The 20,029-nt window shown below is 67.7% G+C and carries 23 protein-coding genes; 14 read left to right on the plus strand and 9 right to left on the minus strand.

The genetic code is table 11. From position 1 onward, the window contains the following. The first annotated feature begins 137 nt into the window (after window positions 1-137). Window positions 138-911 carry a helix-turn-helix transcriptional regulator gene (locus ABD768_RS22260; RefSeq protein WP_344843527.1) on the plus strand — a complete coding sequence of 258 codons (774 nt, stop codon included), beginning with the start codon at window positions 138-140 and terminating at the stop codon, window positions 909-911. Here ABD768_RS22260 and ABD768_RS22265 read toward each other — a convergent pair. The 3 genes from ABD768_RS22265 to ABD768_RS22275 form a co-directional block, all read right to left on the minus strand. After that, on the minus strand, window positions 875-1,315 hold the full coding sequence (locus ABD768_RS22265; protein WP_344843529.1) for a protein-tyrosine phosphatase family protein: 441 nt from the start codon (window positions 1,313-1,315) through the stop codon (window positions 875-877). The two genes, ABD768_RS22260 and ABD768_RS22265, sit on opposite strands and share 37 nt — an antisense overlap. Window positions 1,316-1,563: 248 nt before the next feature. Continuing rightward, window positions 1,564-2,640, minus strand: coding sequence for an ABC transporter ATP-binding protein (locus tag ABD768_RS22270; RefSeq protein ID WP_344843531.1), 1,077 nt, complete (start codon window positions 2,638-2,640; stop codon window positions 1,564-1,566). A gap of 124 nt (window positions 2,641-2,764) precedes the next feature. After that, window positions 2,765-3,652: a LysR family transcriptional regulator gene (locus ABD768_RS22275; protein WP_343982245.1), complete on the minus strand. Its 888-nt coding sequence runs from the start codon at window positions 3,650-3,652 to the stop codon at window positions 2,765-2,767. Window positions 3,653-3,734: 82 nt separating this feature from the next. On the opposite strand from ABD768_RS22275, the gene ABD768_RS22280 reads away from it, so the two are divergent. The 3 genes from ABD768_RS22280 (at window position 3,735) to ABD768_RS22290 (ending at window position 6,823) form a co-directional block, all read left to right on the plus strand. Beyond that, window positions 3,735-4,970 carry an MFS transporter gene (locus ABD768_RS22280; RefSeq protein WP_344843535.1) on the plus strand — a complete coding sequence of 412 codons (1,236 nt, stop codon included), beginning with the start codon at window positions 3,735-3,737 and terminating at the stop codon, window positions 4,968-4,970. Between the two features lie 187 nt (window positions 4,971-5,157). Beyond that, window positions 5,158-5,868 (plus strand): dienelactone hydrolase family protein, encoded by a 711-nt coding sequence (locus ABD768_RS22285; RefSeq protein ID WP_344843539.1) that lies wholly within the window; start codon window positions 5,158-5,160, stop codon window positions 5,866-5,868. 4 nt (window positions 5,869-5,872) lie between these two features. Further along, entirely contained in the window at window positions 5,873-6,823 is a 951-nt protein-coding gene (locus ABD768_RS22290) for a hypothetical protein (RefSeq protein WP_344843542.1), read from the plus strand. A gap of 28 nt (window positions 6,824-6,851) precedes the next feature. On the opposite strand, the gene ABD768_RS22295 is transcribed toward ABD768_RS22290, so the two are convergent. Then, entirely contained in the window at window positions 6,852-7,793 is a 942-nt protein-coding gene (locus ABD768_RS22295) for an AraC family transcriptional regulator (protein WP_344843545.1), read from the minus strand. 92 nt (window positions 7,794-7,885) lie between these two features. On the opposite strand from ABD768_RS22295, the gene ABD768_RS22300 reads away from it, so the two are divergent. From ABD768_RS22300 to ABD768_RS22325, 6 genes are all read left to right on the plus strand, one after another. Further along, a complete protein-coding gene (locus ABD768_RS22300; RefSeq protein WP_344843548.1) occupies window positions 7,886-8,734 on the plus strand; it encodes an NAD(P)H-binding protein in 849 nt (282 codons plus the stop codon). Continuing rightward, window positions 8,731-9,267 carry an anthrone oxygenase family protein gene (locus ABD768_RS22305; protein ID WP_344843551.1) on the plus strand — a complete coding sequence of 179 codons (537 nt, stop codon included), beginning with the start codon at window positions 8,731-8,733 and terminating at the stop codon, window positions 9,265-9,267. The genes ABD768_RS22300 and ABD768_RS22305 overlap by 4 nt, the downstream gene beginning before the upstream one ends. Further along, on the plus strand, window positions 9,264-10,106 hold the full coding sequence (locus ABD768_RS22310; protein WP_344843554.1) for an alpha/beta fold hydrolase: 843 nt from the start codon (window positions 9,264-9,266) through the stop codon (window positions 10,104-10,106). Before ABD768_RS22305 ends, ABD768_RS22310 begins: the two co-directional genes overlap by 4 nt. Window positions 10,107-10,115: 9 nt before the next feature. Further along, window positions 10,116-10,430: a hypothetical protein gene (locus tag ABD768_RS22315; protein WP_343982223.1), complete on the plus strand. Its 315-nt coding sequence runs from the start codon at window positions 10,116-10,118 to the stop codon at window positions 10,428-10,430. 33 nt (window positions 10,431-10,463) lie between these two features. Then, window positions 10,464-10,904, plus strand: coding sequence for an SRPBCC family protein (locus ABD768_RS22320; protein WP_344843557.1), 441 nt, complete (start codon window positions 10,464-10,466; stop codon window positions 10,902-10,904). A 99-nt stretch (window positions 10,905-11,003) separates the two neighbouring features. Next, the gene (locus ABD768_RS22325) at window positions 11,004-12,311 is read left to right on the plus strand and encodes an erythromycin esterase family protein (protein ID WP_344843559.1); all 1,308 of its coding nucleotides are present in this window, start codon (window positions 11,004-11,006) and stop codon (window positions 12,309-12,311) included. A 48-nt stretch (window positions 12,312-12,359) separates the two neighbouring features. On the opposite strand, the gene ABD768_RS22330 is transcribed toward ABD768_RS22325, so the two are convergent. Continuing rightward, window positions 12,360-13,172: an ABC transporter permease gene (locus tag ABD768_RS22330; RefSeq protein WP_344843562.1), complete on the minus strand. Its 813-nt coding sequence runs from the start codon at window positions 13,170-13,172 to the stop codon at window positions 12,360-12,362. Further along, window positions 13,169-14,143 carry an ATP-binding cassette domain-containing protein gene (locus ABD768_RS22335; protein ID WP_344843565.1) on the minus strand — a complete coding sequence of 325 codons (975 nt, stop codon included), beginning with the start codon at window positions 14,141-14,143 and terminating at the stop codon, window positions 13,169-13,171. The genes ABD768_RS22330 and ABD768_RS22335 overlap by 4 nt, the downstream gene beginning before the upstream one ends. Before the next feature lie 88 nt (window positions 14,144-14,231). Here ABD768_RS22335 and ABD768_RS22340 point away from each other — a divergent pair, with 88 nt between their 5' ends. Genes ABD768_RS22340 through ABD768_RS22350 form a run of 3 tightly spaced genes read left to right on the plus strand, consistent with a single transcriptional unit; the run spans window position 14,232 to window position 16,924 of the window. Further along, on the plus strand, window positions 14,232-15,200 hold the full coding sequence (locus tag ABD768_RS22340; protein ID WP_343982205.1) for a helix-turn-helix transcriptional regulator: 969 nt from the start codon (window positions 14,232-14,234) through the stop codon (window positions 15,198-15,200). 56 nt (window positions 15,201-15,256) lie between these two features. Next, a complete protein-coding gene (locus tag ABD768_RS22345; protein ID WP_344843568.1) occupies window positions 15,257-16,396 on the plus strand; it encodes a Fic family protein in 1,140 nt (379 codons plus the stop codon). 39 nt (window positions 16,397-16,435) lie between these two features. Continuing rightward, on the plus strand, window positions 16,436-16,924 hold the full coding sequence (locus ABD768_RS22350; protein ID WP_344843571.1) for a VOC family protein: 489 nt from the start codon (window positions 16,436-16,438) through the stop codon (window positions 16,922-16,924). Window positions 16,925-16,946: 22 nt separating this feature from the next. On the opposite strand, the gene pip is transcribed toward ABD768_RS22350, so the two are convergent. Next, entirely contained in the window at window positions 16,947-17,900 is a 954-nt protein-coding gene (pip, locus tag ABD768_RS22355; RefSeq protein ID WP_344843573.1) for a prolyl aminopeptidase, read from the minus strand. A gap of 36 nt (window positions 17,901-17,936) precedes the next feature. On the opposite strand from pip, the gene ABD768_RS22360 reads away from it, so the two are divergent. Continuing rightward, window positions 17,937-18,452 (plus strand): MarR family winged helix-turn-helix transcriptional regulator, encoded by a 516-nt coding sequence (locus ABD768_RS22360; protein ID WP_344843576.1) that lies wholly within the window; start codon window positions 17,937-17,939, stop codon window positions 18,450-18,452. Here the strand turns inward: ABD768_RS22360 and ABD768_RS22365 are convergent. Both ABD768_RS22365 and ABD768_RS22370 read right to left on the minus strand, forming a co-directional pair. Continuing rightward, complete coding sequence (locus ABD768_RS22365; protein WP_343982194.1) at window positions 18,405-19,076, minus strand: 2OG-Fe(II) oxygenase; 672 nt, start codon at window positions 19,074-19,076, stop codon at window positions 18,405-18,407. The genes ABD768_RS22360 and ABD768_RS22365 overlap by 48 nt on opposite strands. A 34-nt stretch (window positions 19,077-19,110) precedes the next feature. Next, entirely contained in the window at window positions 19,111-20,022 is a 912-nt protein-coding gene (locus ABD768_RS22370) for a UbiA prenyltransferase family protein (protein WP_344843580.1), read from the minus strand. Window positions 20,023-20,029: the final 7 nt, after the last annotated feature.

The raw sequence follows: 20,029 nt of genomic DNA on the forward strand, positions 1-20,029 counted from the left end.
CAGGCACGCACCTCACGGCACTTGACGAGCATCCACGATGCTCCGCATCGAGGACGCTCCTCAAGTACCGCGATGCACGCACCTGGGCGCCACAATCACTCGAACCACGCCGAGCACGGGACGCTAATCTCAACGTTATGAACGACTTAGGCGAGTTCCTCCGCGTACGCCGAGCGCAGCTGACGCCCGAGGAGGTCGGGCTGGCCGCATCAGGTGCTCGGCGGGTCGCCGGCCTGCGACGCGAGGAAGTCGCTGTGCTTGCGGGCGTGAGCGCTGACTACTACACCCGTCTGGAGCAAGGTCGCGAGCGCAACCCGTCGGGCCAGGTTGTCGATGCCATCGCTCGCGCCCTTCGCCTCGGTCAGAACGGTCGCTGGTACGCGTACCAACTAGCAGGCCTGGCCCCGAAGCCCGAGACGCCTTCCGAAGAAGTCGCGCCAGCGCTGCGGCAACTCATGGATGCCTTCGACGAGGCCGTTGCCTACATCATCAATCGCCGCCTGGACGTCCTGGCCTGCAATGCCCTCGCCGCGGCACTGCTGTCACCACTCGAAGACCTGCGCCCGATGATGACCAACCTGTTCCACGACCCGGCGGCCCGCGACCTCTTCGACGACTGGCCCTCGGTCGCCCGCGAGTCTGTCGAGGCGCTCCGCCTGGCGTCCCCGGACAACGAGTCGGTCCAGCAACTCATCGGCGAACTACTTGCCAGCAGCAACGAATTCGCCGAACTGTGGAAGCAACACGGCGTCAACACCCTCGGCAGCACGGTCAAGACCTTCAACCACCCGGTCGCCGGCCGCCTCACCCTGACCTACCAGACCTTCGACATTCAATCGGCTCCCGGCCAATCCCTCCTGGTCGGCACCCCCGCTCAGGAATCGCTCGAGGCCCTGAAGCGCCTCACATAACGCTTCTGCCAAAAGGTCTCCACCGCCTTGGCGTGGTAATTCGCCCGCACGTAGGCCACCGCATCGGCCGGCGGAACCCCATCGAGCACCGCCAAGCAGGCCAGCGCAGTACCGGTCCGCCCGCGCCCGCCCGCGCAAGCAACCTCCACCCGCTCATCACCCGCCCGCGCAAGCACCCCCACCAACGCGTCCCGGGCATCCCGATCATCAGCAGGCAACCGAAAGTCCGGCCACACCACCCACCGAGACTCCCACGGAACCGCCGGCGGCTCCTTCCCCAGCAAATACACCCCGTACGCCGGAAGCACCCCGCCAGGCACCCCGTCGCGCACCCCACGCCCCCGCACCAACCGCCCCGAAGGCAACCTCAACACCCCGCCCGCACCCAACTCCCACGTCTCCACCCCCCGACGCTAACGCCCCCGCCCCTACCTCCCACCCCACCCCACCCGCCCCCCGCGCCCCCGCGCCCGCGCACCCCGCGCCCGCGCTGACCCCGCCCCACCATCTGAGGGGTTAACCCCTGAGATGGTGGGTTGCCCCCTTGGGATCCGGCTAGGCAACCCACCATCTCAGGGGTTAACCCCTCAGATGGTGGGTGGTGGGCGGTGGGGGTCTGAGGGGATAACCCCTCAGATGGTGGGTGGTGGGGTCAGGCGGAGATGCGGAGTTCGGTGGACTTCGAGAAGAGGTGGAGCTTGTCCGGCTGCGGGGCGAGGTGGACGACGGCGCCCTTCTCGTCGTGCAGGCGGGTGCCGACGCGGGCGATGATCTGCTGGTCGTCGGTGTGGACGGCGCTGCCGTAGAGGTAGGCGTCGGAGCCGAGATCCTCGATCACCGAGACCTTCACCGCCAGCCCCTCGTCGGCCAGATGGAACGACTCCGGCCGGATGCCGAGCACGATCGTCTTGTCGTCGCCGGCCTTGGCCAGCAGGTCGCGGGCGATCGGCACCTTGTAGTCGCCGATCATCGCGCCACCGTCGACGATCTCTGCCTCGATCAGGTTCATCGCCGGCGACCCGATGAAGCCCGCGACGAACAGGTTCTTCGGGGCGTCGTACAGGTTCAGCGGGGTGTCGACCTGCTGGAGCAGACCGTCCTTCAGGACGGCTACCCGATCGCCCATCGTCATCGCCTCGATCTGGTCATGGGTGACGTAGACGGTCGTGACGCCCAGCCGGTGCTGCAGCTCGGCGATCTGGGTGCGGGTCTGGACCCGCAGCTTCGCATCGAGGTTCGACAACGGCTCGTCCATCAGGAAGACCTGGGGATCACGCACGATCGCGCGGCCCATCGCCACCCGTTGACGCTGCCCACCGGACAGGGCCTTCGGCTTGCGCTCCAGGTACTCCTCGAGGCCGAGCAGCTTCGCCGCCTCAAGAACTCGCTTGGCCCGCTCTTCCTTGTGGATGCCCTGCATCTTCAGCGCGAAGCCCATGTTGTCCGCGACCGACATGTGCGGGTAGAGCGCGTAGTTCTGGAACACCATCGCGATGTCCCGCTCTTTCGGCGGGCTGTTGGTGACGTCGCGGTCACCGATGTAGATCGATCCTTCGTTGACCTCTTCGAGCCCGGCGAGCATCCGCAGCGCGGTCGACTTACCAGAGCCCGACGGTCCGACCAGGACCACGAACTCGCCGTCCTGGATGTCCAGGTCGAGCTTGTCGACGGCGGCGATCTCGGTGCCGGGATAGACCCGGGTTGCTCCCTTGAACGACACAGTGGCCATGTCGCTGACTTCCTTTCCTCCGCCGGCAGGAACGTGCCGGACGATCCGTAGCAAAGGCCCCCAGGAGTGGGTGTCTACTTCGAGCGTACGTCGGGTTGGTGATGTATCAACAAAGTGGCATGCGTCACGCCCGGACCGACGCCGCCATCAGATCCAGCAGCGCGGTCACGGCTCGGCTCGGCCGTTTGCCGCTCAAGGTGATCGCCGACAACGTCCACGCCAGCTCCGTCCCCGCCAGTCGCAGCCGGACCACGCCGGGCACGTCCTCCAGATCGATCTCCGGTACGACGGCAACTCCCAGCCCTGCCCGCACGTAGTCCGGCACGGTTGTCAGATCCGGTACCTCCACCTGCACCCGCCGGGGAATGCCGGCCTGATCGAAAGCCCGATCCACCGCCGTCCGATTCCCGAACCCGCGCAGCATGTCGACGAACCGCTCCCCGGCCAGCTCCTCGAGCCGAACCGCATCCGCCCCGGCCAGCCGATGCGAAGCCGGCACCAGTACGACGAACCGCACCGTCGCCAACTCCCGCGGCTCCAGCCCCGTCAGCTCCGCCGCGCTCAACCCAACCAAAGCGACGTCGAGCCGCCCGTGCCGCACATCGTCGGCCAACCCGCTCGACCCCGTCGGCGAGGTCGTCACCTGAACGTCGACCAGCGGATACCGCTGATAGAAGGCGCCCAGCAGCGAGGCCAGATCGACCAGCCCGAGTCTCGTCATCGTCCCGATCCGCACGCTGCCGCGCAGCCCGGTCGACGCCTCCTCGACCACAGCGCGGGCCCGGTCCAGCGCCTCCAGTGCAGCCTTCGCCTCGGGCAGCAGCGCCTCCCCGGTATCCGACAGCGTCACCCGCCGGGTCGACCGATCGAACAGCGTCGTCTTCAGGTCCGTCTCCAGCGCCCGGATCGCCGCCGACACGGTCGACTGGACGGTGAAGAGCCGCTGCGCCGCCCGGGTGAAGCTCAGCTCCTCCGCGACGGCGACGAAGTACTCCAGTTGTCTGCTGTCCACAGCTCCAATTATCGCTATCCTCGATAAGACAGTGCAAGAAGATTCGTTGGACTCGATAGATCAATCGCCGCAACCTAGAAGCATGACAACTCTCTCCGGCCCTCGCTCGCTCGACAAGGCCGGTACCCGCGTGCACATCGCGCACGGCGCCGGCTTCTGGATGATCGCCGTCGCGTTCCTGACCACGATGGCGTTCTCGACGGTCCCGACCCCGCTCTACGCCATCTACCAGCGCCGGGACGGGTTCCCGACCTTCCTGATCACCGTCATCTTCGCCGCCTACGCGGTCGGTGTGATGGTCAGCCTGTACCTGGCCGGCCACGTCAGCGACTGGCTCGGCCGTCGCCGGGTCGCGCTGCTCGCAGTACTGACCGAGGCGCTCGCCGCTGTGATCTTCCTGCTCTGGCAGGACGTGCCCGGGCTGCTGCTGGCTCGCTTCATCAGCGGTGTCGGTGTCGGCGTCCTGACGGCGACCGCGACGGCTCACCTGTCCGAGCTGCGACGGATCTCCCGGCCGGACGAGGACCCGAGTCACTCGGCGCTGATCTCGTCGATGGTGAACCTGGGCGGGCTCGCCTTCGGTCCGCTCGTCGGCGGGCTGCTCGCGGAGTACGGATCGAAGCCGCTGGATCGTCCGTACGAGTTGTTCCTCGTCCTGTTGCTGCTCAGCGCGCTCGGGATCGCGCTGGTGCCCGAGACGGTCGAGCGGCTGGAGGAGCGTCCGGCGTACCGGCCGCAGCGGGTCGCGTTGCCGAGTGCCGCCAAGCCGCAGTTCTTCGCCACGGCGGTCGGAGCCTTCGCGGCGTTCGCGATCTTCGGGCTGTTCACGTCGCTCGCGCCGACGTTCCTGGCCGGCACGTTGCACCACACCTCGCGGTTGCTCGCCGGGGTCGTGACGTTTGTGGTCTTCATCGCGGGAGCGGCCAGCCAGGTGCTGTTCGTACGCTTCAGCCGTCCGCAGCAGCTCCGGCTCGGCCTGGTCCTGATGTCGGTCGGCCTGGTCGGAGTCGCAGTCGGTGGCCTGATCCCCAACCTCTGGCTGTTCGTCATCGGCGGCGTGATCGCCGGCGCCGGCGTCGGCCTCGTCTTCCGCGGCGCCGTCGCGACCGCGGCCTCGCTGGCCGACCCCGGCTCGCGCGGTGAGGTGCTCGCCGCACTCTTCCTGATCGCGTACGCCGGACTCGCGCTCCCGGTCCTCGCCGTCGGCGTCGGCGTCGCCCTGCTCCCGGACCAGCTCGCCCTGCTGCTCTTCTCCGCCATCATCTTCGTCCTGGTCAACGTCGCCGGCCAGCGGATGTTGAAGGCCAACCGAACCTGACGGTCGACGCGGGCATGGCTGGCGGTTTCGTGCGTGCTGCGGGGTGCTCGGCACGGCATCTCGGCGCACTGGAGTGAAGGCCACGATGGAAAAACATCGAGGCCTTCACTCCAGCACGCCGAGCTACCGCACCGAGTACCTCCTCGCGACTGCACGAAACCGCCAGCCATGCCCTACTCTCCGACGCGTGGACATCGACGCGAGTCAGGTACAGGTCGGAGAGCAGAGCGCATACCTAGCCCGGCCGGTCGGAGTGACGGCCGGGCCGGGCATGTTGTTGCTGCCGATGATCACCGGGATCGGCGAGCAGCTCCGGGTGTGGGCGGACGAGCTGGCGGGGCGGGGGACCACCGCGCTGGTCTGGGATCCGTTCAAGGGCCGGAGTACCGACAACTCGACCCGGGACGAGCTTGGGGACTTGCTCGGTGGGCTGGACGACGACACCGCCCTCGCCGAGCAGGTCGCGCTCCTCGACCATCTGCTCGGTGAGCTCGGCTGCACCAAGGTCGGCACGGTCGGCTGGTGCCTCGGCGGCCGGTTCGCTTTGTTGCTCGGGGCAAGGGATCACCGGCTCACGAACGTGGTGGCCTTCCACCCGACGGTTCCGTCCGAGCTCCGGCCGAACCACTCGTACGACGCGATCGCCGACTCCATCAACATCACCGCGCCGGTGCTGATCGCCTACCCGGGCGCCGACGCCGCCGTACCGGTCGCCGATTTCGAAGCGCTGCAGACGGCGTTGCAGAGCCGGGACACCGGGGCGACGATCACCCAGTTCTACCCCGGTGCCGCGCACGGTTACACCGACCGCTCCCGGCAGAGCGATCCGGTGAATGCCGACGCCTACCGGCTCTCCTGGCCGCAGGCGCTCGCGTTCATCGACGCCACCACCGCCTGAGCCGATGGCGCAGGGGTACAGCCGCAATCCCGCGCTGAGCCGCCGGATGAACCGCTTCTTCCGGCGGTCTGCCCCCACTCCGGAGCTGGTCGCCAAGGCGTACGCGAAGCGATTCATCACCGGCCCGGACGGACTCCGCTGGCGACAAGGTGAGCGGTTCGCGGTCTCCGTCGTACCGGCCGCCGACGAGTCCTGGCTGCTCGAACGCACCCGGCTGCTCGTCGACACCCTGGTGCTGCCCGACCACCGGCCGGGGTCCTTCCATCCGTTGATGGTGGCGAGCAGCAACCAGGCGCCGCTGGACGATCCGATGACGCTCGAACCCAAACGCCGGCGCAACTACACCGAGATGCAGCTCGGCATCCACACGCCGGACCTGACCGCACTCGGCCAACGCATCCTCACCGCGGAGCCCTTGCTGCGCGCCGGAATCATCCACCTGATCCCCAACTACGCCGACCGCTCGACGACCTACGCGGATCACCGCAAGGCCGACCGCACCGACCCGAGCCCCCGCGTCCTGGCCACCACCTTCGTCCAGGCCGACCGGCTCTTCGTCGACGCCGGTCCCGTGCCCCCCGAGAGCTGGGCGGTCAAACACCTGCTCACCGCAAAGCTCCCGTACGCCGAAGCCGTCCACCCACTCGACTTCGACCGAGCCCTCCAAGCCGGCTGGCCGGCCTTCGACTCCTACCGTCGGCAGTTGCGGACGTCATACGGGAACCCGCCGACGCTACCGGCCCTGTTCACGGCCGCAGAGTCCGTACTCCGCGCCGAATTCCCCGACCGGGTGAAGACCGTAGAGGCCACCCTGGTGAGCGTCGACCACGGCGCCTTCGTCAACGCCTACCTCCCGTCGCGCACCACCGGCGACCTGTGGGACCGCATCGCCGAGCCGCCCGTCTTCGAGCCCTATCTCCCGTCGACCGACCTCGCCTGGATCCTCAATCGCTGACTGTCTCGACCAGGCCGGAGCGCAAACGTCAGGCCGCGGTGCTCGCCCGACGGTGAGCGGTTGGGCTCGTGCCCCTGACCCGCTTGAACGCGACGCTCAACGCGAACGCATTCGCATACCCGACCTTCCGCGCGATCGACTCGACCGTGTCGGTCGTCTCGCGCAACATGTCAGCGGCCAACGTGATCCGCCACCCGGTCAGGTAGGCCATCGGCGCTTCACCGACCAAACCACTGAACCGCCGGGCCAGGCTGGCCCGAGACACCCCTGTGCGATCGGCCAGCTCGACAACGCTCCACGGGTGCGCCGGATCTTCATGCAGCAACCGCAACGCCAGCCCCACCACCGGATCGCTCTGCGCCTGGTACCAACCCGGCGCATGCGACTCAGGCCGGGCGAACCACGCGCGCAACGTGGTGATCAACGCGAGGTCGAGCCATCGGTCCAGCACCGACTGCTGCCCGGGCTCGTCGCGCTGGATCTCGCCGAGCACCACATCCATCACGTGCCCCGCGACATTCGCGGCCGGTACCACAAGAGTTGGTGGAAGGGCCGAGAGCAGGCGTCGACTGACATCGCCTTCGAGCTCGTACGTGCCGCTGACCACCATCGCCTCACCGTCCGGGCGGCCGCCGTAGGTCCGGACGCCGAGCCGGGCGCTGTAATCGATAGGGGCCCCAGGCAACGGTTCGCAGATGCCGCCCGGGTGGATCCGCAGATTCGGCACGGTGTCCGGCTGGTCGGCGACGACATAGGGCTCAGTGCCGGACAGCACGGCGACGTCGCCTTCCTCCATCCGGACCGGTGGCTGACCGCCGCGGAGGATCCAGGCCGAACCACGGACCAGGGTCGCCAGCGCGAGCGGCGCCTCGTCGACGATGTCCAGTCCCCAGGGCGGATCCAGGATCGTCAGGTTGAACACGCCACCGCGGGCCCGGGTGCCGGTGAGCAGGTCATCGAGGACGTCCATGTCGGCCAGCGTACCTCGGATTGAGACTCTCAGACATCGAATTGCGCCAGACAACCATGGTTTGTCTCACTCAACCGCGATGAACTTGAGCCATGACAACAACGAACCCGTTCCTGATCATCGGCGGCAAAGGCAAGACCGGCCGTCGCGTCGTAGAGCAACTGGACGCCCGTGGCGTCCCCTACCGGCTGGCCTCGCGGTCGAGCGAGCAGCGCTTCGACTGGTACGACGAGAGCACCTGGTCGCCGACTGTGGCCGGCGTCGACACGGCGTACCTGGCACCGCCGGTCGGCCCGACCGGGCTGGCCCAGGCCGGTCGATTCATCCAGCAGGCGGCGGCCGAAGGGCTGCGCCGGGTGGTGCTGCTGTCCGGTCGCGGCGTCGGCAGCCCTGGCCGTGACTTCGCGGTCTACCAGAGCGGCGTCGAGCTGGAGAACTCGGTCCGGGCGAGCGGCGCCGACTGGACCATCGTCCGGCCCGCGTGGTTCGCGCAGAACTTCAGCGAGGACTTCCTGTTCGACTACGTGCTCGGCGGCGAGATCCGGGTGGCGGCCGGTGACGGCGGCGAGGCGTGGATCGACACCAACGACGTCGGTGACGTGATGGCGGCCGCGCTGCTCGACGAGCGGCACACCGGCGAGACGTACTCGCTGTCCGGGCCGCGCACGCTGACGCTGACCGAGGTCGCCGCGGTGTTGTCGACGGTCACCGGCCGGCAGGTGAAGTACGTGGATCTCGAACCAGAGGATTTCGTCGCCGAACTCGTCAGCTACGGGCAGACGGTCGAGGACTCGGAGGCCGTCCGCGATCTGTTCGCGGTGATCCGCAACCACCGTTCGGAGTACGTGTCGGACGGCGTCCAGCAGGTACTCGGCCGGGCTCCCCGCGACTTCGCGGACTGGGCGCGCGAGATCGCGAAGACCGGGGTGTGGTCGGTATGAACCTCACCAAGATCCTCACCCTGAGCGCCCTCGTCGGCAGTGCGTTGATGGCCGGGTTGTTCTTCGCCTTCGGTACCGCGGTGATGAGCTCGCTGGAGCGGATGCCGCCCGGGCAGGGCGCGACCGCGATGAACCTGATCAACGTCAGGATCCAGAACCCGCTCTTCCTGCTGGTCTTCTGCGGCACCGCGCTGGTGTGCGTCGCACTCACGATCGTCGCCTTCGTCAAGAACACCCCGGGCAGGTCCTGGGTGCTGGCCGGCGCCGCCCTCTACCTGGTCGGCGTGATCGTGCTCAGCTTCGCCGTCAACATCCCGCTGAACGACCAGCTCGCCGCCGTCGACCCGCACTCCGCGGCCGGTGCGGCGGAATGGCTGAACTACCTGTCCAAGTGGAACCCCAGCAACAACATCCGGGCCATCACCAGCACGCTCGCCGTCGTCGCGTTCGCCCTGGCCCTGCATGCCGGCATTTCGAAGAACTTTGAAACCCAGCATCCGTCGGCCCCGTCCACTACTACCGTCGGAGCATGACGAGCCTCCTTCCTGTGAACGGCGTCGAGTTGTGTGTCGACACCTTCGGATCCCCCGCGGACCCAGCGATCCTGCTGATCCACGGGGGATCCGCGTCGATGGACCACTGGGAGCCCGAGTTCTGCGAACGCCTCGCGGCCGGCCCGCGCTACGTGATCCGGTACGACCACCGCGACACCGGTCGGTCGACCACCTACGAGCCGGGCGCCCCGAAGTACACGGGAGAGGACCTGGTCGCCGACCCGATCGGCATCCTGGACGCGCTGAAGATCGACAAGGCGCACCTCGTCGGCCTGTCGATGGGCGGCGCCATCGTGCTGCAGCTCGCCGTCGAGCACCCGGACCGCGTCGCCTCCATCACCGTCTCCTCGACCAGCCCCAGCGGCCCGTCGGATCCCGACCTCCCGCCGCCGAGTGAGAAGCTCAGCGCCAGCTTCTCCGACGACACCCCGATCGACTGGTCCGACACCGAAGCAGCCCTCGACCGGCTGATCGCGGACGACCGCCTGTACGCCGGTTCGCTCCCGTACGACGAACCCGCCCGCCGCGCCCTCTACGCACAAGCCTTCGCCCGCAGCATCAACCCCGCCTCGGCCACGAACCACTGGTCAGTGGCCCCCGGCGGCTCGATCCGCCACCGCCTCACCGAAATCGCCGTACCGGCCCTGGTCCTCCACGGCACCGAAGACCCCCTCTTCCCCCCAGCTCACGGCGAAGCCCTGGCCCGAGAGATCCCCAACGCCCGCGTGGTCCTCCTCGAGGGCGCCGGCCACGAAATCCCCAGACCCACCTGGGACACCGCCATCCCGGAAATCCTCACCATCACCTCGACGAACTAGATTCCGCCCATGGAACCGATGGTGTTCGAGCACGACGACGTCTACCTGCACGTCGAGAGCGGGATCCTCGAGCTGTTCCGGCGGAAGCGCATCATCGGTTCGTACCGGACGCCGGTGAAGTGGGCGAAGGTCCGCGTCGAGGACCGCAAGAAAGGGCTGAGCCGCCTGTACTTCGGCAACGTCGAGCAACTCGACGAGCCGCTCTACGCGAGCGCACCCGGCCAACTGCTCGCGATGGCCGAGATCCGGACGGCCGACGAGCCGCTGTACCGGGAGTTCTTCACCGAGTTGGCTCGGCGGGCCGATCGCGGGGTCGGTGCATAAGTTCTGGTTGAGCGGACCGGTAGCGTGACGAGGGTGATCACCATCGAGCGCGTTGTCACCGTGGAGAAGTCCGTCGAGAGCGTTTTCGCCTACCTGTCCGACTTCGAGACGACCACCGAGTGGGACCCCGGGACAGTGTCGACGGTGAAGCTGGAAGGCGACGGCGGGCCCGGGACGAAGTACCGGAACAAGTCGTCCTTCGCCGGCCGCGAAACCGAGCTCGAGTACGTCGTGCGGCAGCTCGAGCCCGGCCACGTCTTCCAGCTCCGTGGCGAGAACAAGACCGTCACCGCCCTCGACACGATGACGTTCCGCGCCACCGAGAGCGGCGGCACCGAGGTCACCTACCGCGCCGAGTTCGAGTTCAAGGGCGTCACCCGGCTGATCGAGCCGCTCTTCAAGACCCAGTTCAAAAAGCTCGGCGACGAGGCCGAAGCCGGCATGCGTACCGCGCTGGAGAAGCTCGAAGGGTAGAGCCTGGGTCACCCCGGTTGGGGTGGCTGCTGGATGGGGTGGGGGAGTTCGGACGGACAGGGTTGGAAGTACCTGATTCCGACTCCCCGGAGGACCCTGATGAAGCGGCTCCTGGCGCTCCCCGCCCTGCTTGTTGCGGCGGCGCTGCCTCTATCGACGATCACCGCGACCGCTGCGCCGGCCGACCCCGTGCCTGCGCTCACCCGTGCGGCGCAACCGATTCGTAGTACTGCTGCTGACAGCGGCCTGCGCGATCTGCGGCCGTTGGTCGCGATGGTCGGCAACGCTCGCGTGGTCGGCGTCGGCGAGGCGACGCACAGTTCGAGTGAGTTCTTCACGCTCAAGCACAAGATCTTGCGCGAGCTGGTGGAGAGGAAGGGGTTCACCACTTTCGCCCTCGAGGCGTCGTGGAGCACCGGGCTCGACCTCGACCGGTACATCGTCAGCGGGGTCGGCGATCCGCGCGAGATCATGCGTCGCGACTTCCAGGGGTCGTACAAGTTCTGGAATGCGCAGGAGTACCTCGACCTGATCGAGTGGATGCGCTCCTACAACCGCACCCATGCGCGCAAGCTGCACTTTGTCGGCGACGACCTCGGCTACGCGAGCCCCGCCTTGCTCGACCACGTCATCGGCTACGTCGGCAAGACCAGCCCCACACGGCTCAACGAGATCAAGCGTCTGTACGCCGGTATCCGCTCCGACGCCGAGTACGAGGCCTGGAGCACGGCGTACCTCACCAAGCCGCTCGCCGAGCGCGTCAAGCTCGCGGCGGCCGCCCAGCGGGCCGTAGTACTGGTCGAGTCGTTGCCAGTCAGCCCCGAGCGGACCTGGGCGGCGCAGCACGCTCGGGCGATCTGGCAGATGACGAAGTTCTTCTCGTTCGACGTCACGGACCCGAAGGAACTGCCGAAGGCGATGTACTTTCGTGACGAGTCGATGGCGGCCAACACCGCTTGGTGGGCACGCACCACGGGCGCGAAGGTGATGCTGTCGGCGCACAACGGGCACATCGCGCTCGAGACGGGATCGCCGGCCGACTACCCGAAGGCCCAGGGCACGTTCCTGCGAGAGCAGCTCGGGCGCGACTACCTCACCATCGGGACGTCCTTCGATCACGGATCCTTCAACTCCCAAGACATCTCGACCGGCGAGCTGAAGACCTTCACGCTGCCGTCGGCGGCGCCGGGCAACAACGAGTACACGCTCGACAAGGTCCCGTACCGCGACTACCTGGTCGACCTGCGCCGCCTACCGGCCGGCACTCGCGCCTGGCTCGACGTACGCCGTCCGACGCGCGACATCGGCACCGGCTACCCGACCCCGGATCTGCCGATCAGGCTCGGCGCGAGCTACGACCTGCTCATCCACCTCAACCAGGTCTCGGCAGCGCATCTCCGCTTCTGAGGCGTGAGAAGAACCCGAGGCGAGGCCGCCTCGGGTTCTTCAGTGCATTCAGTCGGCCGAGCGAAGCATTGAGCGGATGCCGACGGTGAGGCCCAGGGCGACGGTGATGAAGGCGGCCAGCCAGCCCCACAGGACCGTGGTCGAGGTGACGGTGCCGGAGAAGAGGGTGCGCTCGGCATCGACGAGGTACGACAGCGGATTGAACTTCGACGCCACCCGCATCCACTCCGGCCCGGTCTCGAGCGGTAGCAGCATCCCGGACAGGATCATCAGCGGGAACAGGAACGTCTGCTGCACCACCCAGAACATCCACTCCTGCTTGCGTACCGCGATCGCCAGCGCGTAGCTGAACGACCCCAGCCCGACCCCGAACACGGCCAGCAGCGCGAGTCCGACCAGCGCGCCCACCGGGTGCAGGTCGAAACCGAACGGCGTCATCACCGCGATCACGATCACTGCCTGCCCGAACAGCGGCACCATCTCCTTCAGCGCCCGACCGATCAGCAGCGACGACCGGGACAGCGGCGTGACCAGCATCCGCTCGTGCGCGCCGGTGACGAACTCGGTCAACAGGTTCGACCCGGTCGCCGACGTACCGAACAAGGTCGTCATCACCAGGATGGCCGGCACGAACCACTGCCAGACACCGCCGTCGAGCGAGCCACCGAGCGACCCCGCCAGCAGCGGACCGAACAGGGCCAGGAAGACCAGCGGCTGGATCATCCCGAAGATCAGCGAGAACGGGTCACGCAGTACCGGCTTCAGCTCCCGCCGCATGACGAACGAGGTGTCGCGGAAGAGATTCCGGCTGACCGGCTGCGTGATCTGCTGAGTGGGAGTGGGAACGGTGAGGGTGGTCATGCTGCGGCCTTTCCGGTGGAGTCGGCCTCGCGCAGGCTGCGGCCGGTGAGATTGAGGAAGACGTCGTCGAGCGTCGGCCGATGTACCTGGGCTGTGCCGACCGGTACGCCGTACTGCTGCGCCGCCGCGATGAGTTCGGGCAACGCCCTCGGCCCGTCCTGGACGCGCACGGTCAGCCGATCGGCCTCGGCCACGACCTCTCGTGCTCCCGGCAGCTTGTTCGCCAGCTCGGCGACCCTGGAGAGGTTGCTCGGGGCAACGGTCAGGGCGAGCTGATCGCCCGCCAGGTCTGCCTTCAGCGCGTCGGCGGTGTCGTCGGCGATCACCTCGCCGTGGTCGACCACGACGACCCGTTCGGCCATCGAGTCCGCCTCGTCGAGGTAGTGCGTGGTGAGCACGATCGTCATCGCGTGCTCGGCGCGCATCCGCAGGATGTGGTCCCACAGGTTGGCCCGGTTCTGCGGGTCCAGCCCGGTCGACGGCTCGTCCAGGAACAGCAGTCCGGGCGCATGCACGAGTCCCATCGCGACATCCAGCCGGCGACGCTGACCGCCGGACAGTTCGGACACCTTGCGCTTGGCCAGCTCGCCGAGCTCGAGCGACTCCAGCAGTTCGCCGGTACGCCGCTTCGCCGCCCGCTGGTCGAGCCCGTAGATGATGCCCTGGCCGTAGAGCTCGTCGCGGACCCGTTGCGAGTGGCCCGCGCCGTTGCCCTGGCCGACGTACCCGATCTGCCGGCGGACCAGGCTCGGGTCGGTCGTCACGTCGTACCCGGCGACCTTCGCCGTACCGGAGGTCGGGGCGATCAGGGTGGTGAGCATCCGCAGGGTGGTGGTCTTGCCGGCGCCGTTCGGGCCGAGCACGGCGACGAGCTCGCCCGGTTCGACGTCCAGGCTGATGCCGCGGACCGCGTGCACGGTCTCGGTACGGCTCACCACGAAGTCCTTGGTGAGTTCTCGGGTGCTGATCACGATGTCTCCTTGGTCGGGGGCCTCTTGGAGACGACATTTCCAGCAGTAGAGGACAGGTTCTGGCCGTTAACCGTGGCAATCTGAACTCATGTCCGAAACCTCGGCTCGACTCCTCTCGCTGCTGTCCCTGCTCCAGGCGCGCCGCGACTGGCCGGGCGCGCTGCTGGCCGAACGGCTGGAGGTGAGCCCGCGCACGGTCCGCCGCGACGTGGACCGCCTGCGCGACCTGGGCTATCCGGTCCGCGCGAGCAAGGGCCCGGACGGCGGATACCGCCTCGACGCGGGCGCCGACCTGCCCCCGCTGCTGTTCGACGACGACCAGGCGATCGCGGTCGCCGTCGCCCTGCAGACCGCGACGACCACGGTGACCGGGATCGAGGAAGGCGCCCTGCGCGCGCTCGCCACGGTCCGCCAGGTGATGCCCGCGCGGCTGCGTCAACGCGTCGACGCGCTCCAGGTCACCACAGTCGACAAGTACGCCGATTCGCGCCGGATCAAGGTCGACTCCGACCACCTGATCGCCATCGGCACGGCCTTGCGCGCTCGCGAAGTACTCCGCTTCGACTACGCCTCACCAGGCGCCACCGATGAAGAGTTCGTCCCACCCCGCAAGGTCGAACCCCATCACCTCGTCACCTGGGGCGGCCGCTGGTACCTGGTCGCCTGGGACCTCGACCGCAACGACTGGCGCACCTTCCGGGTGGACCGGATGCTCCCCAAAACCCCCACCGGTCCGCGCTTCACCCCGCGCGAACTCCCCGCCCCCGACATCTCCACCTACATCTCGGACCGCTTCCGCTCCCAGAACCAATGGCCCTGCCAAGGCACCGCCATCCTCCAAGCCAAAGCCTCCGACATAGCCCGCTGGGCCGGCCACGAGGCCCTCGTCGAAGAACTGACCCCCACCACCTGCCGCCTGACTCTCAGCGCCTGGTCCTGGACCGGCCTGGCGGCCACCTTCGGCATGTTCGAATCCGACCTCGAATTCGAAAGCCCCAAAGAACTGAAGGACGCCGCCCACCAACTGGCCGCCCGCTACACCTCAGCAGCTTCTTGAGTAGAGGGCCAGAGCAATCATTGACGCAATGATTATATCAATCTATCGTCGAATGTATGCTCTTTCCGACGCCCGCTCTCGCTGCCGATGACGAACGGGTGCTCGCGGATATCGACCGGATGCGGGAGGCGCTGCGACATCAGGTGCTGGCGACTCCGGCCAAGTGGACCGCCGGCCTGCGGAAGTTCCTGACCGCCGACGCCGTCGCCGGATCCAACTCGATCGAGGGCTTCAAGGTGTCGACGGTCGACGTCGAGGATCTGATGGCGGGTGAGCGTGACGTCGAGGTCTCCGACGAGAACCGCGAGGAGACGCTGGCCTACCAGCGGATGATGACCTATCTCCAGACCCTGCACGATGCCGAGGACTTCAGCTACAGCAAGGGATTCCTCAACGCGCTGCACTGGATGCTGCAAGGGCACCGGCACACCGCACGCAAGCCGGCTGGGCAGTGGCGCAAGGGTGCCGTCTACGTCACTGACGTCCGCGATCCCAGCATCGCCGCCTATACAGCGCCTCCGGCCGACGAGGTGCCGACGCTGATGGCAGAGCTGGTCGAGTGGCTGAACGCGGAAGACTCCACGCACCTCCTGGTCCGGGCGGCGATGGCACACCTGCAACTGGTCTCCATCCATCCCTGGGCCGACGGCAACGGCCGGATGTCTCGCTCGCTACAGACGCTGATGATCGCCCGCGAAGGGGTGCTGGCTCCAGAGTTCTCCTCCATCGAGGCGTGGCTCGGACGCCCCGGCAACACCTGGGAGTACTACCGGGAACTCACTCTCCGCGGCGCGGTCTATCTTCCCGATCAGGATGTCGCCGGCTGGATCCGCTTCAACCTCATCGCTTATCACCAGCAGGCGCAGACCGTTCAGAGCCGGCTCGATCGCTCGGGCCGAGCCTGGAGCGCGCTCGACGACTTCGCCAAGAAGGCGGGTCTCGACGAGCGGGTCGTCACAGCCCTCCATGACGTTGCCATGGAGGGCCGGGTCAGGCGCTCTCGCTACGAACACTCCGAGGGGCTCAACCTCCAACAGGCTCAGCGCGATCTCCGCGATCTCGTCACCGCTCAGTACCTCGAACCGGTCGGCCGGACCCGAGCCCGCTATTACATCGCCGGTTCGCGGTTTCCCGAGCCGGTCCTGGAGATCGCCCGAACCCCGATCACTCTCACCGATCCGTACAGCCTGAAGTAGAGGCCAGAAGCTGGCCTCTACCGCTGTGAGACTTGAGGCATGACCAAGAACCCTGGTGGCAAAGGAACCGTTACTCCCTACGTTGCGGTGCGGGGAGTGGTGCAGTGGCTGGAGTTTGTGGAGCGGACGTTCGAGACGGAGAAGTCGTTTGTGGTGCTGAACGACGACGGGACCGTTGGGCATGCGGAGGTGACGGTGGGGGACTCGGTGTTGATGGCGTTCGATTCGAAGCCTGAGTGGCCGGATACGCCGAGCTTGCTGAGTGTGTTCGTGGATGACGTGGACGCGGTGCTGGCGCGGGCGTTGGAGGCGGGGGCGACGGTGGTGACCGAGCTGACGACGTCGCGGATCGTGGGGGACCGGGGGTGCCGGATCAAGGATCCGCAGGGCAACATCTGGTGGTTGCAGACGCACCTGTACGACGTGGACCCGGCGACGCTGCCCGAGCTGTTCGCCGACCCTGCTGAGTTGGCGGCGATGAAGGTGCTGCAGGACTCGTTCGACGCGGAGATGCGCAGCAGGCGCTAGTACAGCTGCAGGTGTGGCTGGCTCAGCTCGACGCGAACCTGTCGATTGCGGCCGTCACCAGCTCCGAGACGCTTGATTTTCCGGCGCCGTGGCCGGCGTCGCCGACGATGTGCAGTTCGGCGTCCGGCCAGGCCTGGGCCAGCTCCCATGCAGTGTCCGGCGGACTGCTGATGTCGAGCCGCCCGGTGACCAGCACCCCCGGAATCCCGGCCAGCTTGCCAGCGTCGCGAAGCAACGCGCCATCTTCGATCCAGCCCGCGTGACCCCAGTAGTGCGACACCAGCCGCGCAAACCTCAACCGGAAGATCGGGTCTTCGTAGCGGGGATCCGGTTTGTAGCCCTGGTACGTCGACACATGCGTGTCCTCCCACTCGCACCATGCCCTCGCTGCCCGGTCCCGTACCGCCGGATCGGGATCGTGCAGCAGCCGGCTGTAGGCGAGCGCGAGATTCCCGTCCCGCTCCTCGGCCGGTACGACGTCCCGGAAGCGCCGCCACTCCTCGGGGAAGATCCGCCCCATGTCCCGGGTGATCCACTCGACCTCGCGCGGAGTCGTGCTCGTGACGCTGAACAGCACGATCTCCGACACCGCCGACGGATGCTGCTCGGCGTACGCGAAGGCCAGCGTCGCACCCCATGACGCCCCCAGCACCAGCCACTTGTCGACGCCGAGGTGCACGCGCAACCGCTCGATATCGGCGACCAGATGCCAGGTCGTGTTGGTGCTCAGGTCAGCGTCCGGCTCGGCGGCATCCGGCGTACTGCGTCCGCAGCCGCGCTGATCGAACAACACCACCCGGTACTTCGCCAGGTCGAAGAATCGACGCCAGAACGCGCCCGCCCCCGACCCCGGACCGCCATGCAGCACCACAGCCGGCTTGCCCTCGGGGTTGCCGCAGACCTCCCAGTAGACGAGCTGCCCGTCGCCCACGTCGAGCATCCCCTGGTCATACGGCTGCGTTGCGGGCGTCTCCATGGATATGAATATAACAGTGCTGTTAGATTACGTTCCATGGAAGGCGCGATCGGTACCCGGTTACGGCATGTGCTGGAGTTGCTGGACGGTGACGTGGCCAAGGTCTACGTGGACGCGGGCCTGCCGGAGTACCGGCCGCGGTTCTCGCCGATCGTCCGGACGCTGGTTGCCGAGGGCCCGTTGTCGATCCGGGCGCTGGCCGAGGCGGTCGGGGTGACGCATTCCGCCGCCAGCCAGACGGTTGCCCAGCTCAACCGGTCCGGCTTCGTCACGCTCGAGCCCGGCGAGGACGCGCGGCAGCGGATCGTGCACCTGACCGACAAGACGCGCTCGTTGTTGCCGACCATCGAAGCCGAGTGGCAGGCGACCACGGCCGCTCTCGCTGACCTGGATGCAGAGCTCACGGCGCCGCTCGGCCAGATCCTCGACGAGGTGGTCGCCGCCGTCGAACGCCGGTCGTTCCGCCTGCGGATCAACTCAAGCGGCGTCGTGGGCGATGGTCCGTCAGGCCGCGTCGTGGAAGACGAGACCGAGGGTGTGCCGGATTCCTGACCGGACGGTGCTCACGCCGTGCCGGACCGGCGAGGCCGACCAGCCGCGAGCCGACTTCACCGGGCGATCGCGGGTGGTGAAGATCAGCCCTTGCCCCTGAGGCAGCATCGTGACGGTCCCGCGCGACTGAGCCCGCGGCCGCTGCTCGACCAGCAGGAACTCGCCGCCTTCGTGGTCGACGCCCGGCTTGTTCAGCCCGATCACGATCTGCAGCGGGAACACGAGATCGCCGTACAGATCCCGATGCAAGGCGTTCCAGTCGCCGGCCTGGTACTTGAGCAGGATCGGCGTCGGCTTCGTCTGCCCCGCGCGGTGGCAGTCGTCGAGCCACTCCTCGAGCGTGTCCGGCCAGGGCGCGGGGCGGTTGAGCTTGGCCGCCCAGTCGCGCGCGACCGGGAGCAGTTGCGGATAGAACTCCTCGCGGAGCTTGGCGACGAGGTCGGGGAGTGGGTGATCGAAGTACCGGTACTGCCCCGAGCCGAAGCGGTAGCGGGCCATGTCGATCGTCGAGCGGAACCGCCGCACCTCGTCGTACAGGCCGGCGATCTCCGCGCACTGCTCCGGCGTGAGCAACTGTCCGATCAGCGCGCATCCGTGCTCGTCGAGCTCTTCTCTCCAGGTCATACCGATGGAACGGCCGGCGGCGCTGAGGTGTGAGTCAGAGGACGCCGGTGTAGGTGAGCGCGAAGGTCCCGCACGGCAGCAGGAACAGCGACGCAAGGATCACCACGCCCTTGAAGGTCATCCCCGGCCCGATGAACCGCCGGTACGCCGCGACGAGCACCGGCACCATCACGATCTCCAGCGCGAGCATGCTCCGCGGAATCACCGCGTCCAGCGCCGCCAGCAGCACGGACAGCCCCGCCGCCGCGATCCAGAACGCAAACCCCAGCCGGTACGTCGCTCGCGCACCGAGCCGCACCGCGACGGTCCGGTACCCGGCCGCCCGATCCGCCTCGAGATCCGCCAGCGTCGTCGGCAGGTACAACCCGATCGCCGCCAGCGTCCCCTGCAACGCCATCACCCAGGGAAACCCATCCAGCTCAGGCCGAACCGCCGCCCACCCCGCCAACGGCCCGAACGTCCCCAACGCCAGCGAGTTGACCGCCACATCAAACCCGGCCCGAGTCTTCAACCGCACCGGCGGCACGCTGTACGCAAACCCCAACACCACCGCCAGCACCACTCCCGCCGCGAAGAGCGGACCAACCACCAAAGCAACCGCGATCGAAGCAACCCCAGCACCAAGCGCCAGTACCTTGGCCTCGGCCAGCGTCACCCGACCATCAAGCAAAGGCGACTTCGACTTCCGCGGGTTGATCAGATCCCCAGGCAGGTCGTACGCATCGTTGATCGCCAACACCGAAAGCCAAAGCAACGGTCCCATCACCACAGCGCCGACCAACAACCGCGGCCAGACCTCAACCGCGGGGACCAGCCGATGCGTGGCGAGCAGAACCCCCACGTAGTACGGCACCACCGAAACAACCCAAAACGCCGGCCGCCCGACCGCGAGCACATCCCGCACCCGCGGTACTCGAACAACTCTTGGTCCCACCAGTGTGGTCACACAAACC

It is taken from the genome of Kribbella ginsengisoli, from assembly GCF_039537185.1.
GTDB classification, from domain to species: Bacteria; Actinomycetota; Actinomycetes; order Propionibacteriales; family Kribbellaceae; genus Kribbella; species Kribbella koreensis.

Excerpts from the sequence above, each read along its gene's own strand:
- ABD768_RS22260 (WP_344843527.1), top strand. The coding sequence starts at position 138 with ATGAACGACTTAGGCGAGTTCCTCCGCGTACGCCGAGCGCAGCTGACG.
- ABD768_RS22270 (WP_344843531.1), bottom strand. The coding sequence starts at position 2,640 with ATGGCCACTGTGTCGTTCAAGGGAGCAACCCGGGTCTATCCCGGCACC.
- ABD768_RS22280 (WP_344843535.1), top strand. The coding sequence starts at position 3,735 with ATGACAACTCTCTCCGGCCCTCGCTCGCTCGACAAGGCCGGTACCCGC.
- ABD768_RS22290 (WP_344843542.1), top strand. The coding sequence starts at position 5,873 with ATGGCGCAGGGGTACAGCCGCAATCCCGCGCTGAGCCGCCGGATGAAC.
- ABD768_RS22295 (WP_344843545.1), bottom strand. The coding sequence starts at position 7,793 with ATGGACGTCCTCGATGACCTGCTCACCGGCACCCGGGCCCGCGGTGGC.
- ABD768_RS22300 (WP_344843548.1), top strand. The coding sequence starts at position 7,886 with ATGACAACAACGAACCCGTTCCTGATCATCGGCGGCAAAGGCAAGACC.
- ABD768_RS22305 (WP_344843551.1), top strand. The coding sequence starts at position 8,731 with ATGAACCTCACCAAGATCCTCACCCTGAGCGCCCTCGTCGGCAGTGCG.
- ABD768_RS22310 (WP_344843554.1), top strand. The coding sequence starts at position 9,264 with ATGACGAGCCTCCTTCCTGTGAACGGCGTCGAGTTGTGTGTCGACACC.
- ABD768_RS22315 (WP_343982223.1), top strand. The coding sequence starts at position 10,116 with ATGGAACCGATGGTGTTCGAGCACGACGACGTCTACCTGCACGTCGAG.
- ABD768_RS22325 (WP_344843559.1), top strand. The coding sequence starts at position 11,004 with ATGAAGCGGCTCCTGGCGCTCCCCGCCCTGCTTGTTGCGGCGGCGCTG.
- ABD768_RS22330 (WP_344843562.1), bottom strand. The coding sequence starts at position 13,172 with ATGACCACCCTCACCGTTCCCACTCCCACTCAGCAGATCACGCAGCCG.
- ABD768_RS22340 (WP_343982205.1), top strand. The coding sequence starts at position 14,232 with ATGTCCGAAACCTCGGCTCGACTCCTCTCGCTGCTGTCCCTGCTCCAG.
- ABD768_RS22345 (WP_344843568.1), top strand. The coding sequence starts at position 15,257 with ATGCTCTTTCCGACGCCCGCTCTCGCTGCCGATGACGAACGGGTGCTC.
- ABD768_RS22350 (WP_344843571.1), top strand. The coding sequence starts at position 16,436 with ATGACCAAGAACCCTGGTGGCAAAGGAACCGTTACTCCCTACGTTGCG.
- pip (WP_344843573.1), bottom strand. The coding sequence starts at position 17,900 with ATGGAGACGCCCGCAACGCAGCCGTATGACCAGGGGATGCTCGACGTG.
- ABD768_RS22360 (WP_344843576.1), top strand. The coding sequence starts at position 17,937 with ATGGAAGGCGCGATCGGTACCCGGTTACGGCATGTGCTGGAGTTGCTG.
- ABD768_RS22365 (WP_343982194.1), bottom strand. The coding sequence starts at position 19,076 with ATGACCTGGAGAGAAGAGCTCGACGAGCACGGATGCGCGCTGATCGGA.